The sequence below is a fragment of the Paenibacillus sp. WG02 genome, assembly GCF_055396115.1.
This window is the reverse complement of record NZ_AP036016.1, coordinates 5,387,016-5,401,738: the sequence shown is the minus strand read 5'-3', so window position 1 is coordinate 5,401,738 and position 14,723 is coordinate 5,387,016. Positions and strand designations below refer to the sequence as shown.

The following is a 14,723-nucleotide window of genomic DNA, read 5'->3' as shown; positions in this document are numbered from 1 at the left end:
TATGAAAGTGATCGGTAAAGCATACTAACCACAATCACATAAAGAATAAAACAAATAAGGGGTGTACGATGTTAGTAACTAAAGGTTCTTATAAAGTTTTGATTTTAACCGCAGCGACCATGTCCATATTACTATCGGGCTGTGCTGCTAAACCAAATACCCAAAACCAGCAAAATGCACCAATTAAACAGCAGCAAGTTCAACAACCAGTGAATGAGGATAATCGCATCCAAATAGCGAAAGTAGCGGCAGCTAAAATTGTAGAGCTAGGCACAGTAAAACAAACAAATGTTCTGGTGACCAAAAGAAATGCCTATGTTGCAGCTGTGCTAAAAAACGATCAACAATTAACGCGTGATATTGAAGATCAAATTGCCAATCAAGTCAAGGCAACGGATCCAAATATCCAGAATGTTTACGTTTCAACGAATCCAGATTTGGTAAACCGCTTCAATACTTATGTACTTGATGTTCAACAAGGAAGGCCTGTTGCCGGTTTTGTTGACCAGTTTAAAGAGATCGTAGCTAGGGTTTTCCCGACCGCCAAATAATTTCTTATCAGGGATGGTTTATGAGCAGGCAGCCGGCATTTTGACCGGCTGCCTGCTGCTTTTTCGGGCTGGGCTCGGTCAGTATGTTCGTCTCTACAAAAAGATTATATTCTTTTATTTCTCTTAACAGCATATGAATCAGACAAGCCTTTTACAGGAGCTGGTTTGTTTGCCTTCGTTACAAAAGCATGCAGCAATCATTTTGGGAAGTTTACTGATCGCAATAGGTATCAATTTTTTTCTGATGCCTTATAAGATACTGGATGGCGGGCTTATTGGAATTGCTCTTATTATCCATTATTTATTTGGACTCAAAGTGGGACTTATTATGTTTTTGTGCAGCGTTCCTATCTTCATATTGGTTTGGTTTCATTACAGTGACATGTTTTACAACAGTATTTATGGATTGTTCTTTTCTTCATTCGTGATCGATTTCCTAGGGCCATACAGTGGACTTTTCTTATATTATGTGGATTTAACATCATTCAGCAGCTCCGTGATCGGCGGATTTATTGTGGGTACTGGAATAGGAATCATGCTGCGTTATGAAACGAGTACCGGAGGAACGGACTTGCTGGCTCAATATTTCTCAAAATGGGTTCCGATCAATGTGGGGATCATTATTTTTATCACCGATGGTGTGATTATCAGCCTTGGAGGACTACTGCTGTCGGCTGAAACATTCCTGCTTTCCATCCTTACAATTACCGCAGGCGGTTTAGCGACTAGTTTTTGTACGATGAAATTGAAATAGCACTGGAGTGCACCCCAAAATGCGTCCCCTACAACTGTAGAGTACGCATTTTTTTTGTCTTCATCGATAAAGCGGTAAGAGATCACCTTTCAACCAAAATAAATTAAACTTAGCATAATAATCGGGATAATCGGGATTGAGTTAGACATACATCCTGCATTATAAGCGATAATGTGAGAAGGGATTAAATCTTTTGATTGGACAACAAGCTGTCTTTAGTTCAAAATAGAATTAAGTGCAGGGGAGGTCTACCAACATGCCGATGAATAACTTTCGTCAATTACTACGTATTTTTTGGACGTTTCTTCGTATCAGCCCACTCACATTCGGTGGTGGTTATGCCATGCTTCCTGCAATCCAAAGAGAAGTTGTCGTAACGAACAAGTGGATGACTGACGATGAGATGTCGGAACTTCTTGCTATTTCAGGTGCCGCTCCGGGTGGTATTGGCGTTAATGTATCAGCTTTAGTTGGATATCATTTGGCAGGGATAAGAGGAGCGGTAGCAGCCGTCGTCGGCATTACGCTTCCTTCTTTTATTATTGTGATACTGCTTAGCATCATCTATACATTCCTTCAAAGTTATCCGAAAATGCAAGCTATTATGGAAGGCATCCATGCCGCTATCGTAGGATTAATCGCTGCCGCTGCTTACAAAATGGCGAAATCCTCGATTATAGATAAAATGACACTAACAGCGGCAGTTGGCACCGTGCTTCTGCTGCTCTTCCTACCGATATCCCCCATTTTAATGGTTATATTCGGCCTATTGGTTGGGATTGTCGTTGTTTTCTTGAAACAACACTGGGGAATGAAGAGTCCAATCAAGAAGCAAGAAGACGCTATGGCAGTGGACAAAAGCAATCGTCCTGCCGACTATTTCATCGCAGACGGGATTTGAGGATTGAGGTGGATTATGCTCGTAAGTTTGTTTATTACTTTCTTTAAAATTGGCCTTATCTCCTTCGGTGGCGGTTATGCCATGATGCCTGTTATCCAACTTGAGGTGGAGAGGCATCAATGGCTTACTGCAGATGATTTTAATAACGTGATATCCTTAGCAGGTACAGGACCAGGACCGATTGCAACGAATAGTGCTACATTAATCGGTTTTCATACGGCAGGCGTACCTGGCGCTATTGCAGCTACGTTAGGAATGGTGCTGCCTTCGCTCATCCTTATTATTGTATTAGCCGCTTTTTTGTATAAATGGCACGCGAATAAATGGTTTAAATCTTCTTTCTATGGCTTGAAACCAGTTGTAACAGGCTTTATCATTTTTGCAGCGATACACTTCGGATGGTCGGGGTTAGGTTCAGTGAAGCAGCACATATCTTGGGACCAAATTGCGACGGTACTTATTGCGGCAGGTGCCTTTGTGGCCATTATCAAATATAAGCTGCATCCCTTTATGGTCATCGTATTTGCGGCTGTTATGGGCATCGTATTTTTCCAGTAATTTATAAAGCTGTCTTCTTACAGTACTCTCTTTTCATTCCTTCAGATGGAGTGAAAGGAGAGTTTTTCGTATTATTGTGTATTATTTGTGTCGAATGGTGATAAAAAATTATTTTATGTGCTATAAACAATATTATATTCACTTATTTCGTTATATAATGTACACTATATAATAAATAGAACACACTATATAAATGAATACCTTATGGATGAGAGGAATGGGAGAATGAGCATAGAACTAAAGGTTGAACAGCTAAGAGCAGGTGCCACCCACTACAATTTGTCAGTGTCAGAGCTAATGAGAATGAGCATCGAGCGCAAAGAAGGATCTTTCGCGTCCTCTGGAGCGCTTCAAGTGAACACTGGTAAGTATACAGGGCGTTCTCCCAAGGACAAATACATTGTAAATGAAGCTTCTGTAACGGATCATATCGATTGGGGAGCCGTGAATCAACCGATGTCGGAGCAGCAATTCGAGCGGTTGTATCAAAAAGCGCAAGACTACATGGCGACGAAAGAATTGTTCATCTTTGATGGCTTTGCAGGAGCGGATACGGCGTACAGGCTGCCGATTCGGGTAGTCAATGAGTATGCTTGGCACAATTTGTTCGCCAAACAACTGTTTATTCGTCCGAGTCAGATGGAACTGCTGGCGCATAAGCCGGAGTTCACCGTTATTGCTCTGCCTGGTTTAAAAGCGGATCCTCTCATTGATGGTACTAGATCAGAAACGTTCATCTGCCTCTCCTTTGAGAAAAAGATTGTTCTGATTGGCGGTACGGAGTACGCGGGTGAAATGAAGAAATCCATTTTCAGCGTCTTGAATTATATCTTGCCCGGTCAAGAAGTTCTACCTATGCATTGCTCGGCCAATGTTAGTGAAGAAGGAAATGTAGCCTTGTTCTTCGGGTTATCAGGCACCGGGAAAACGACTCTTTCCGCGGATCCGAATCGTCGTCTCATCGGCGATGATGAGCATGGCTGGTCGGAGACGGGCGTGTTTAATTTCGAGGGAGGCTGCTACGCAAAATGCGCTGGCCTTACCGAGCAGAAGGAACCGCAGATTTGGCAAGCCATCCGATTCGGCACCGTTTTGGAGAATGTGGTGATTGATCCAACTAGCGGCATTGCCGATTACGGTAATACGCAGATTACGGAGAATACACGCGCAGCCTATCCACTGGAGTATATCCCTGGAGTGAAGATTCCGGGAGTTGCCGGTCATCCTGATGTGATCATGTTCTTGACGGCAGATGCTTCCGGCGTTCTGCCTCCTATATCCAAGCTTACGAAAGAACAAGCGATGTATCACTTCTTGTCTGGTTACACGTCAAAGCTGGCAGGTACAGAGCGCGGAGTTACGGAACCAGAAGCAACATTTTCTACTTGTTTCGGGTCGCCTTTCCTGCCGCTTCGTCCTAACGTTTATGCACAAATGCTGGGTCGTAAAATCGAAGAACATAAAGCCAACGTATACCTCATTAATACGGGTTGGGTCGGCGGTTCTTATGGCGAAGGTGAACGTATGAATTTGGGGTATACAAGAGCGATGGTGACAGCTGCTTTAAACGGCAGCTTGGAGAAGACGACGTTCACGGAAGTTCCGTTCTTCGGTCTGTTATGTCCTGATGCGGTACCAGGGGTTCCGAGCGAGCTCTTGCTGCCAAGGAACACTTGGCAAGATCAAAGTCGATATGACGTCAAGGCGAAGGAATTAGCGCAGCGTTTTATCCATAACTTCCACAAATTTGCCGGTGTCGATGAACGGATCATCGCTGCTGGACCTAAGATTTGAAGCCATATTTAGATGAGTTAGAATAGGTAAGACAAGATTTAGGAAAGGAGGGAAACATCATAGAGCTTACAACCCGACAGATGGAAATGATCGATCTCGTCAAAAAGCATGCACCGATTACAGGGGAGCGAATTGCTGAATTGCTTGGAATTAGCCGTCCGACCATTCGTTCCGACCTTGCTGTTTTGGTTATGCTTCGCTATATCGATGCCAAACCAAAGGTTGGATATTTCCTAGGAACGGCTGCTCTGGAAGTAGATTCACCATTCAAACATATAGAAGCTGTAAGAGTAAAGGATGTAATGGGAATCCCTATTGTACTAAGGGAAACCGTCACCGTTAGCGATGCTGTAGTCACTCTTTTTCTCGAGAATGTAGGAAGCTTGATCGTTGTGAATATGCAAGGGATTTTGGCTGGTATTGTTACGCGGAAGGACTTGTTGAAGGTTACGCTGGGGCAGGCGACGGCAAATACGATGCCCGTTTCACTAGTCATGACTAGGCATCCGAATGTTGTGACGGTAAATCCGGAAGACAGTGTATTAGAAGCAGCGCGGAAAATGATTCATCATCAAGTGGATGGGCTGCCTGTGGTTAAGAGTGAGGCTGATCAAGAGCCAGGTGAAGTGGTTGGCCGAATTACGAAAACAACAATGACCAAATTGCTGCTTGATGTAGCGCTGGGGACTTAATCAGGGGGAGTGTAAGTGGGAGAGAAGATCCATACGATTTTCGTTTGTTCGGATTCAGTGGGGGAAACGGCAAATACTGTCGTACAAGCAACGATCCGCCAATTTAATGCAAGCCAAGTGCAAGTCAGGCGTTTCGGATCTATCCGGACTGAAGATGAAGTGCGCGCTTTAGTAGAAGAGGCAGCGAAAGTGGATGGTTTCATTGCTTATACACTAGTACTCCCTGAGCTTAGAGAGATGATGCGCCAGGAAGCCATACGTTTAAGTGTAAATGCCATTGATATCATGGGACCCATGATGCAGGCTTTCATAGATACTTTTAAGGGTTCCCCTAAACGGAAAGTCGGTTTGCTTTATCAGCTAGATGAACAATACTACCAACGAGTAGAAGCGGTCGAGTTCACGGTAAACAGTGACGATGGCAAGGACCCAAGCGCGATGAAGCAAGCGCAGATTGTATTAATTGGACCTTCCCGAACCTCGAAAACGCCGCTTAGCATTTATTTGGCACACAAAGGCTATAAGGTGGCGAATTATCCGCTTGTTCCTGAGGTAAGGCCGCCTGCAATTATATATGAGCTAGACCCGAGTAAATTGATTGGTTTGACGATGAGTCCCGAGCAATTAGTACGTATTCGTACGGAACGTCTGAAAGCGGTCGGGCTTCCTTTTGGCGCTAAATATGCGACCGGGGAGCGAGTTGAAGAAGAGCTGGCATTTGCAATGAAATTATATCGTGAGCTTGGGTGTAAGATCATCGATGTAAGTGAGAAAGCCATTGAAGAAACGGCTGGTCTGATTCTAGCAGACAGATAGCCAGCCAGGAAGCCAACATTTCCTAATAGAAAGGGTGAATGATGTATGCAAAGAGATTTGTCTCTGGAAATTGTACGAGTAACAGAATCTGCAGCTTTAGCGTCCGCACGTTGGACGGGAAAAGGGAATAAACACAGCGCTGACGAGGCAGCAACTTCTGCTATGCGTTCTATTTTTAGCTCCATACCATTCCGAGGAACGGTTGTCATTGGTGAAGGTGAGATGGATGAAGCCCCGATGCTGTTCATCGGTGAGTCTGTAGGAAATGGGTTGGGTCCCGAGTATGATGTGGCTGTTGATCCGCTTGAAGGCACCGATATTGTAGCAAGCGGCAGGAACAATGCCCTGTCTGTTGTAGCCATTGCTGAGAAAGGGAACCTGCTGCATGCACCGGATATGTATATGGAAAAGCTGGCAGTAGGACCGCGTTTGGTGGGTCAACTGAAATTGGATGACCCCCTCGAATTAACGATTAGAAAGGCCGCTGCACTTTTACAAAAAGAGATAACAGAGCTGACCGTTTCCATCTTGGATCGCAAGAGACATGCAGATCAAATCCTTGTTTTACGGACGCTGGGTGTCAAAATTCATTTGCTAAATGATGGCGATGTTGCGGGTGCTATGGCAGCAGCTTTCCCAGAAACGGGCATTGATCTCCACGTAGGTTCCGGAGGCGCACCGGAAGGTGTGCTCGCAGCCGCTGCCTTACGTTGTATGGGAGGCGAATTTCAAGGACGGCTACTCCCGGAGAATGACGAAGAAATAGAGCGATGCAAGGAAATGGGGATTGTTGATCCTTCCAAAGTGCTTGGAATGCGCGAATTGGTAGGCGAATCTGACATTTATTTCGCAGCAACGGGTGTGACCTCAGGAGACTTCCTGAGCGGTGTTAAATTTTTATTCGGCGGTCGTGCAGAAACACATTCGGTCGTTATGAGGGCGCAAACTCAGACGGTTCGTTTCATCCAATGCGCTCATCAGATGCATGAGTACCACCTCGGGAGCGCCTGAGTAGACATATAGAGAACTACATATGCAAAGAAATCTCTCTTTGATTTAAGGAGAGATTTCTTTGTGTTTTAAACAGAGGATTTGCTTTCATGTGATATTGCATTTCGGTTGGCACGATTTTTGCTAGATAAATAGATGGGGTCTAATTTTTCCATAAGCCAAATGGATCTAAAATGAGCTATAATAGATTTATAATATTCGTAAGCGTTTTCAAGTCAAAAAGCGTATACTCACCACGAAAAGTGTTACCAAGGCAAAACTCAAGGAGGAACTAGGTATGAAAACAGGCTATAGTCTAACACAAGTGCAGAACCAAAAGCTAACGATGACTCCTGAACTGCAGCAGTCCATTCATATATTGCAATTATCCAGCTATGAATTGTCGCAGTACCTCCAAGAACAAGCCTTGGAAAACCCCTTACTGGACATCGAATCTTTTACAAGTTCTTATTCGAAAGCGGGTAAATCTTCACTGCAGGCTGGGTCAATCCCAGATCCGCTATGGAAGGCAAAGGCGAAAGAGGAGACATTGGAACAGTGTCTTCTCAGCCAACTGCGGATAGCAGGGGTTCCCGATGATGTATATAAGACGGCAGCTTATCTGGCAGGAAATTTAGATGATAGAGGTTATTTACCCCTATCTATTTCGGAAGTAAGCACATTTTTGAATAAGTCAAAAGAGGTTGTTGAAGTAGCGCTAGCTTGTCTGCAGTCGCTGGAACCGCCAGGTATAGGAGCAAGAGACTTGCAGGAATGCTTATTGCTGCAGATTTCTAGGGATCCCGCAGCGCCGCATGGCACTTTTGAAGTGGTCAGCCAATGTATGCAGCAGCTTGCTCAGATGAAGCTGGATAAGATTGCGCAGCATTTAGGTGCAACTTTCATGCAAGTGAAGGAGATCATCACCTATATTCGCAGTTTGAATCCACGGCCTGGTATGGCCTTCAGCTGGATCGAAGAATCTTATATGATTCCCGATGCCACTATATATAAAGAGCAAGGGAACATCGTGATCCAAATGAATGCGGGTGCAATCCCCAGGACCTCAGTCAATTCGGACTATTATAGCCATATCCAGCAGGCAGGTTGTCAAGATGCGGTTTCTTTTATAAAAGAAAAATGGAAAACTGCCGATTGGGTTGTGCGCAGCTTGGAGCAGCGGAAGATGACCCTGTACCGGGTCATTCGCGCTATTTTTGAAGAACAGCTGGCGTTTTTAGAGATCGGCGTACGAGGCATAAAACCCTTAACTCTAAAAATGATTTCAGAGAAGCTTGATCTCCATGAATCTACGATAAGTAGAACTGTTCAAAACAAGTACATTCGAACCCCATATGGCGTGGTTGAGCTAAAATATTTCTTTTCCTCGGGGCTGCAATCGGATGAAGGTGAACTAACGTCTATCAAAACAATCAAGATAAGAATCAAGGAACTCATTTCACAGGAACAAAAGAAACAGCCGTATTCCGATCAAAAGGTTGTAGAAATCTTAAACGAAGAGGGCATTCGCATTTCACGCAGAACGGTGACCAAATATCGTGAAGAGATGCATATTCTATCTTCTGCATTACGTAAAAATATATTGTAAGCATAAACCCGCCAGAGGCAATTCCTCTCGGCGGGTTTTCTTTGTCTTGAAGCTATGCAATAGGTAGTTATTATTCAAATATGCATAAAATGCGGGTCAGTCCTAAGAGGATTCTGCAGTTAAAGAGCTTACCTATCGAGGTTAAACCCTATCCGTATCCTATATTACGCCTTGGCACTGTTCTTGCTGATAGATAAAGATATCAAGATATCAAGAAAAATACACTGGATGAGGTGCCAATGATGCTAAGTATCGACGCAAAAAGAGAAACAGTGCCTGCTACAGCTTCAAATGAAAGTATGGAAGTTGAAAATCCGTTAACCGCCTTTCAATCCCTATTAAAAGAAGCGACTGACTTACTGCTGTATCCCGAACCCGTTTATCAATTGTTAAAAGACCCGATCCGATTTCTAGAAGTGAAGATTCCGGTTCGGATGGACGATGGCAAAACGAAAATATTTGCCGGGTACCGATCTCAGCATAACGATGCCATCGGCCCGACCAAAGGCGGCATTCGATTCCATCCCGAAGTCACAGCTGAAGAAGTGAAAGCGCTCTCTGGCTGGATGAGTTTGAAATGCGGGATCACCGATCTGCCCTATGGGGGAGCCAAGGGAGGCGTCATATGCGATCCAAGATCCATGAGCTTGGGAGAGCTTGAGCGGTTGAGCCGTGGATATGTGAGAGCGATCAGTCAATTGGTTGGGCCTTCCAAGGATATACCCGCACCTGACGTGTATACGAATTCGCAAATCATGGCATGGATGGCTGATGAATATGACCATATTCGGGAGAATGATTCACCTAGTTTTATCACAGGAAAACCGATTATTTTAGGTGGTTCCCTAGGCAGGGAAACCGCAACCTCCAAAGGTGTGCTGTACATTTTGAAGCTGGCAAGCGAACTTACGAATCTTCCTTTGGATAAGATGCGAGTCATCGTGCAAGGATTCGGTAACGTAGGAAGTCATTTGGCGCAGATGCTTTACATGGAAGGCGTGAAGGTCGTTGGAATTTCAGATGCATTAGGAGCGATCTACGATGAAAATGGACTGGACATTCCCTATTTGATGGACCGCCGAGATTCCTTCGGTACCATAACGAATTTATTTTCAAACACGATCACGAACCAGGAATTGCTTGAAAAAGAATGCGAAATTCTCGTTCCTGCAGCTTTAGGCGGTCAAATTACAGAGGAAAATGCCAGTAAGTTAAAATGTCAGATTATAGTGGAAGCAGCAAATGGTCCAACGACAATTGAAGCAACCAAGATTTTAGAAGAACGCGGTGTAATGGTAGTTCCTGATATTTTGGCCAACTCCGGTGGGGTTATCGTCTCTTACTTTGAGTGGGTTCAGAATAATCAAGGATTCTACTGGACGGAAGATGACGTGGATCAAAAGCTAAAAGCAAAAATTGAGGCTAGTTTCCATAAAGTATATAAAACTGCGCAAACCAAAGGCGTGGATATGAGGATGGCGGCCTATATGGAAGGAGTTCGCAAACTAGCGGATGCCTCGCTGGCACGTGGATGGGTCAACAGAACTTGAGTGAAGGAGAATGGTCACTATGAAATTAGATATCTTGTACGATGAGACTGAAAGACCAACCACACGCTATGTTTCCTATGCAGCAATGAATAAGAGATACGATTTTGGATTGGTGTATACGAAGCATTTCTTCGGAAAAACGATTGTCTTCTCTCTACAGAGCATGCAGATGATTTTTATGTCTTATGATGACATTTTGGATGATTTATTTTGGATTGAGAAATTGGATATACACGAACAGGATGTTGAGGCTGTGAAGGAGTTTTTACAAAACGTGTTGGTTCCTCTCCATAGTTTGATGACGCAATATTGATTATGCAAATTTGCATAATATGCTTTTTTGCATAAGTTCAAAGACTTCGAAAGCTAATTTTGTGCGGAAAAATGAGCTTCTGCCATTGGCATCATTATTGCTAAGTTATAAATTGAGTCTTTCAATAGCTGAAGGAAGTGATAAAAAATGATTCATCTTAAGATGTATATTAATGGTATATGGGTAAAGGCAATTAGCGGAAAAACGCGGGAGATTGTTAGTCCCGCGAATGGGGAAGTCATTGCTCTAGCTGCTGAGGGGGACGAAGAAGATGCCCGCCTCGCCATACAAATAGCAAGGGAAACTTTTGATCGCGGCGATTGGTCTGAAATGCCTGCGGCGAAGCGTGCATCGTATTTATTTGCCATAGCGAATAAGCTGGAGGAAAAAGCCGAGGAAATCGCTCAGCTTGAAACACTGGATAATGGCAAACCCTTGCGAGAAGCCAGTTTCGATATAGCGGATGCGGTAGCTTGCTTTCGTTATTATGCCGGTTTGGTAACCAAACCGCATGGACAGACCTACCAGGTGGCAGATCCTGTGCAGACCCTAGTCATTCATGAGCCGATCGGCGTATGCGGATTAATCATTCCATGGAATTATCCATTGTTAATGGCCGTTTGGAAAATTGCTCCTGCCTTAGCTGCGGGGAATACGATTGTTTTTAAACCGTCTGAAGTCACTCCAATCACAGCCATGAAGCTGTTTGAAATCATCGATGAAGCGGGAGTGCCGCACGGTGTTGCGAATATGGTGATGGGTGCGGGATCGACTGTAGGAAATGAGTTAGCCGAAAGTCATTTGGTTGATAAAATTTCATTTACAGGCGGTACTGTGACTGGGCGCAGCATCATAAAGGCGGCAGCAGGCAATATCAAGAAGATTTCCTTAGAGCTTGGCGGCAAATCTCCAAATATCGTGTTTGCGGATGCTGATTTTGAAACCGCTGTGGACTATGCCTTATTCGGTATTTTTGCCAATCAAGGTCAAGTCTGTGCGGCCGGATCTCGCTTGCTTTTGCAGGATTCGATTTATGATTCGTTCCTTGAACGACTTGCCCAAAGAGCGCAGCAAATCCGAATAGGTTCAGGGGATGACCCCACTACTGAGATGGGACCGTTAGTTAGCGGGGCTCATATGGAAAAAGTGCTGAGTTATATTGAAATCGGCAAGCAGGAAGGCGCTCGTCTCCTATGCGGAGGGCATCGAATGACGAAAGATGGACTAGATAAAGGCTATTTCGTAGAGCCGACGATTTTTGTGGATACGACACCAACGATGCGTATTGTGCAGGAAGAAATTTTTGGGCCTGTGCTTGTTGTTCAGAAATTTACGGATGAGGCCGATGCGATCCGACTGGCTAACGATTCTCCGTATGGTTTGGCTGCCGGTGTATTTTCGAGCGATGGCGCCAAGGCGCTTCGTGTCATTAAAAAGCTCCGCGCAGGCATCACATGGATTAATACTTATCATAATACGTACAATGAAGCGCCTTGGGGCGGTTATAAGCAAAGCGGGATTGGGCGCGGCCTTGGGACTCATGGGTATGAGGAATTTACAGAAGTGAAGCAGATTAATATCAATTTAGACGTACAGCCAATAGGTTGGTTCGAAAATTAAGGAGGATACTATTATGAATAACACATCATTGCCAACACAGGGAAAAGAAGAGTTAACGACCAAATATGCGGACGTTTATGCCTATACGAATAAAGTGCTTGGTTTAATCGAAAAGACAGATATTAATAAAGAAGAGGCAGCGTGGATTACGAAACAAACGGTTGAAAACTTCCGTGATCACGTCAATCCGGGTTTTCTCTCTTATCGCAAATCGGTAACCAAAGACGGTCAATTCGCTGCCGTAGAATGGAAAGACTCTGGTCTTAACTGTTTTATGGACGTAAATGGCAAAGAATATATCGACTGTCTAGGCGGATTTGGCATTTATAATGTTGGCCATGGTCATCCCAAAGTGAAACAGGCCGTAATCAATCAGCTAAGCCGTCAGGCGCTGCACAGTCAGGATTTGCTCGATCCGCTTCGTGCGATTTTGGCCAAAATTGTTGCCGATGTTTCACCAGGAGATTTGAAGTATGCGTTTTTTACGAATAGTGGTACTGAGTCTGTAGAAGCAGCTTTGAAGCTTGCCAAAATGCATAGCGAACGGACGACGTTCATCGCAACAACTCGCGCTTTCCATGGAAAAAGCCTTGGAGCTCTGTCCGGTACAGCGAAAGGGATGTTCCGTAAACCGTTCCTTCCCATGATTCCTGGTTTCCGCCATGTTCATTTTGGCGACATCGTTATGATGAGAAAGACGTTTGAGGCTTGTTCGATGGTTGGCGAGGATGTCGCTGCAGTTCTTCTTGAACCGATTCAAGGAGAAGGCGGGGTTATTCTTCCTCCGGATGGTTACCTGAAGCAAGTTCGCGAGCTTTGCGACGAGTTCGGTGCCCTCTTAATCTTTGATGAAGTTCAAACGGGGATGGGACGTACAGGTAAAATGTTCTGCTCGGAGCATTACGATGTAATGCCAGATATTATGTGTCTTGCCAAAGCGTTTGGCGGTGGCATTATGCCTGCGGGAGCGGTTATTGCCAAAGAGGAAGTATTCAAAAGCTTCTTCCCGAATCCCTTTATGCATACTACTACATTTGGCGGAAACCCATTAGCATGTGCGGCGGCTATTGCTACTTTTAACGTTCTAATTGAGGAAAACCTGCCAGCTAGAGCAGCAGAACTTGGGGAGTATATGCTGAAAGGCCTTCGTGAGGCAGCTGCAGATTACGGGGATAAAGTTTTGGAAATCCGCGGGTTGGGCCTTTTGATCGGTATTGAGTTCCATAACGATGAAATCGGGTATGAGGTATCCAAAGGATTATTTGACAATGGAATCCTCGTTGCAGGAACACTCATTAATGCCAAAACGATCCGAATCGAGCCGCCTTTAACGATTACTTACGAGCAAGCTGATATTGTTATCACGCAATTTAAGAAAGTACTTGGACAAGTACGGATCTAATAGGTTAGAAAAAGGAGGCTGCTCATGGCCTTCTTTTTCCATTGCATAACAGCAGGTGCTTATTATTGTATAATAGAGGTATTCAGTTTATACATCCTAGGGGGAGCACTTAATGGCTACACAATGGTATGTTAGAAAAGCTTATACAGTCACTTTCGACTCTTCTGCAAATGATGTATGGGAATTGATGTCTCAGTATAATGAACCCTATGTTTACATAACGGACCCTGATCAAGAGGGAAAGATTATCGCTTATATTCGTAACACGGACATTATGCCGTCTGTAGGTAATAAGGAATGGATGAATAGGCAGATTAGCTCATTTCCTTTTCATACACACATCATGTTCATTCAGCAGGAAGCGGATATGTTGGATTTTTTCAAAGTATTCGGTGAAGAAGTCGTCGTTATTCTTAATGCGCAAAGTCAGCAGGTGGGTTATTTGCAGCGGGAAGATGTTCTGTATTATTTGCTGACTAATCAATCCTCTGGTTCAGATTGGATGCGTTCACTGCTCAATTCGATCCCTATGGGGATTATTATTGTTGATGTTCATGGGCGAATAGAAAACTTTAGTTCAGAAGCTCTTCGAATGATTCGAATTAATCCGGATGAGTTGCGCAAGCAGCGAATTGGCGATCTATTTGGTGAGGAACAGTTCAAAAAAGTCATTGATCATGGTGAAGTCACGCTAAATCATATTATTGTCAACGATCGCATTGGCGTTCTTGCAGACTTTGGGCCGATTCGGAACAAACACGGCAATGTGACGGGGGCGATCGTGGTCCTACAGGATTTACCGTATATTGAGAACATGGCGATGGAGCTTGAATATGTCAAAAATCTCAATACGGATTTGCAGGCCATTCTATCCTCGATTTACGATGAAATTATCGTTGTGAACGAGAAGGGGGTTCTGCTAAGGTATAGTGGCAATTTGATTCAAGATTTCTGGGAAATCGATAAAAAGCAGCTAATCGGCATTAACCTGATGGAGCTCGAGCATGAGGGTACTTTTTTTTCAGCCATTGTGAAAATGGTTCTAGAACGGAAAAGGAAGATATCCGTGACTCAAGAAAGTAAATCAGGAAAGAACGTGTTGGCTGTAGGTAACCCTATCTTTGATGATAAAGGTAAATTAGAACGTATCGTCATTGCCCTGCGGGATATTAC

At 44.2% G+C, this 14,723-nt stretch carries 13 protein-coding genes and 1 pseudogene; all 14 read left to right on the top strand.

Annotated features, from left to right (window positions below; translation table 11 throughout):
• Nucleotides 1-68: 68 nt before the first annotated feature.
• Entirely contained in the window at nt 69-551 is a 483-nt protein-coding gene (locus tag ACBP55_RS24785) for a YhcN/YlaJ family sporulation lipoprotein (RefSeq protein WP_464645555.1), read from the top strand.
• Between the two features lie 169 nt (nt 552-720).
• Nucleotides 721-1,305, top strand: a complete 585-nt coding sequence (locus ACBP55_RS24780; protein ID WP_464645554.1) for a YitT family protein — start codon at nt 721-723, stop codon at nt 1,303-1,305.
• Nucleotides 1,306-1,561: 256 nt separating this feature from the next.
• Nucleotides 1,562-2,206, top strand: a complete 645-nt coding sequence (locus ACBP55_RS24775; RefSeq protein ID WP_464645553.1) for a chromate transporter — start codon at nt 1,562-1,564, stop codon at nt 2,204-2,206.
• Nucleotides 2,207-2,221: 15 nt separating this feature from the next.
• Nucleotides 2,222-2,764, top strand: coding sequence for a chromate transporter (locus ACBP55_RS24770; RefSeq protein WP_464645552.1), 543 nt, complete (start codon nt 2,222-2,224; stop codon nt 2,762-2,764).
• 225 nt (nt 2,765-2,989) lie between these two features.
• Nucleotides 2,990-4,558: a phosphoenolpyruvate carboxykinase (ATP) gene (gene pckA / locus ACBP55_RS24765; RefSeq protein WP_464645551.1), complete on the top strand. Its 1,569-nt coding sequence runs from the start codon at nt 2,990-2,992 to the stop codon at nt 4,556-4,558.
• A gap of 80 nt (nt 4,559-4,638) precedes the next feature.
• Nucleotides 4,639-5,250, top strand: a complete 612-nt coding sequence (locus tag ACBP55_RS24760; RefSeq protein WP_464645550.1) for a helix-turn-helix transcriptional regulator — start codon at nt 4,639-4,641, stop codon at nt 5,248-5,250.
• A 15-nt stretch (nt 5,251-5,265) separates the two neighbouring features.
• Entirely contained in the window at nt 5,266-6,066 is an 801-nt protein-coding gene (locus ACBP55_RS24755) for a pyruvate, water dikinase regulatory protein (RefSeq protein ID WP_464645549.1), read from the top strand.
• 45 nt (nt 6,067-6,111) lie between these two features.
• Complete coding sequence (glpX, locus tag ACBP55_RS24750; protein WP_464645548.1) at nt 6,112-7,077, top strand: class II fructose-bisphosphatase; 966 nt, start codon at nt 6,112-6,114, stop codon at nt 7,075-7,077.
• A 277-nt stretch (nt 7,078-7,354) separates the two neighbouring features.
• On the top strand, nt 7,355-8,665 hold the full coding sequence (gene rpoN / locus ACBP55_RS24745; RefSeq protein WP_464645547.1) for an RNA polymerase factor sigma-54: 1,311 nt from the start codon (nt 7,355-7,357) through the stop codon (nt 8,663-8,665).
• A gap of 299 nt (nt 8,666-8,964) precedes the next feature.
• Nucleotides 8,965-10,215: a Glu/Leu/Phe/Val family dehydrogenase gene (locus ACBP55_RS24740; RefSeq protein ID WP_464653404.1), complete on the top strand. Its 1,251-nt coding sequence runs from the start codon at nt 8,965-8,967 to the stop codon at nt 10,213-10,215.
• Between the two features lie 19 nt (nt 10,216-10,234).
• Nucleotides 10,235-10,528 (top strand): SAV0927 family protein, encoded by a 294-nt coding sequence (locus tag ACBP55_RS24735; protein WP_464645546.1) that lies wholly within the window; start codon nt 10,235-10,237, stop codon nt 10,526-10,528.
• 147 nt (nt 10,529-10,675) lie between these two features.
• On the top strand, nt 10,676-12,148 hold the full coding sequence (locus tag ACBP55_RS24730) for an aldehyde dehydrogenase family protein (protein ID WP_464645545.1): 1,473 nt from the start codon (nt 10,676-10,678) through the stop codon (nt 12,146-12,148).
• A gap of 13 nt (nt 12,149-12,161) precedes the next feature.
• A complete protein-coding gene (locus tag ACBP55_RS24725; RefSeq protein ID WP_464645544.1) occupies nt 12,162-13,550 on the top strand; it encodes a putrescine aminotransferase in 1,389 nt (462 codons plus the stop codon).
• A gap of 112 nt (nt 13,551-13,662) precedes the next feature.
• Nucleotides 13,663-14,715: pseudogene (locus ACBP55_RS24720) on the top strand (PAS domain-containing protein); the annotation flags it as partial.
• Between the last annotated feature and the right edge of the window lie 8 nt (nt 14,716-14,723).

Excerpts from the sequence above, each read along its gene's own strand:
- ACBP55_RS24785 (WP_464645555.1), top strand. The coding sequence starts at position 69 with ATGTTAGTAACTAAAGGTTCTTATAAAGTTTTGATTTTAACCGCAGCG.
- ACBP55_RS24775 (WP_464645553.1), top strand. The coding sequence starts at position 1,562 with ATGCCGATGAATAACTTTCGTCAATTACTACGTATTTTTTGGACGTTT.
- ACBP55_RS24770 (WP_464645552.1), top strand. The coding sequence starts at position 2,222 with ATGCTCGTAAGTTTGTTTATTACTTTCTTTAAAATTGGCCTTATCTCC.
- ACBP55_RS24735 (WP_464645546.1), top strand. The coding sequence starts at position 10,235 with ATGAAATTAGATATCTTGTACGATGAGACTGAAAGACCAACCACACGC.
- ACBP55_RS24740 (WP_464653404.1), top strand. The coding sequence starts at position 8,965 with ATGGAAGTTGAAAATCCGTTAACCGCCTTTCAATCCCTATTAAAAGAA.
- glpX (WP_464645548.1), top strand. The coding sequence starts at position 6,112 with ATGCAAAGAGATTTGTCTCTGGAAATTGTACGAGTAACAGAATCTGCA.
- ACBP55_RS24730 (WP_464645545.1), top strand. The coding sequence starts at position 10,676 with ATGATTCATCTTAAGATGTATATTAATGGTATATGGGTAAAGGCAATT.
- ACBP55_RS24725 (WP_464645544.1), top strand. The coding sequence starts at position 12,162 with ATGAATAACACATCATTGCCAACACAGGGAAAAGAAGAGTTAACGACC.
- rpoN (WP_464645547.1), top strand. The coding sequence starts at position 7,355 with ATGAAAACAGGCTATAGTCTAACACAAGTGCAGAACCAAAAGCTAACG.
- ACBP55_RS24760 (WP_464645550.1), top strand. The coding sequence starts at position 4,639 with ATGGAAATGATCGATCTCGTCAAAAAGCATGCACCGATTACAGGGGAG.
- pckA (WP_464645551.1), top strand. The coding sequence starts at position 2,990 with ATGAGCATAGAACTAAAGGTTGAACAGCTAAGAGCAGGTGCCACCCAC.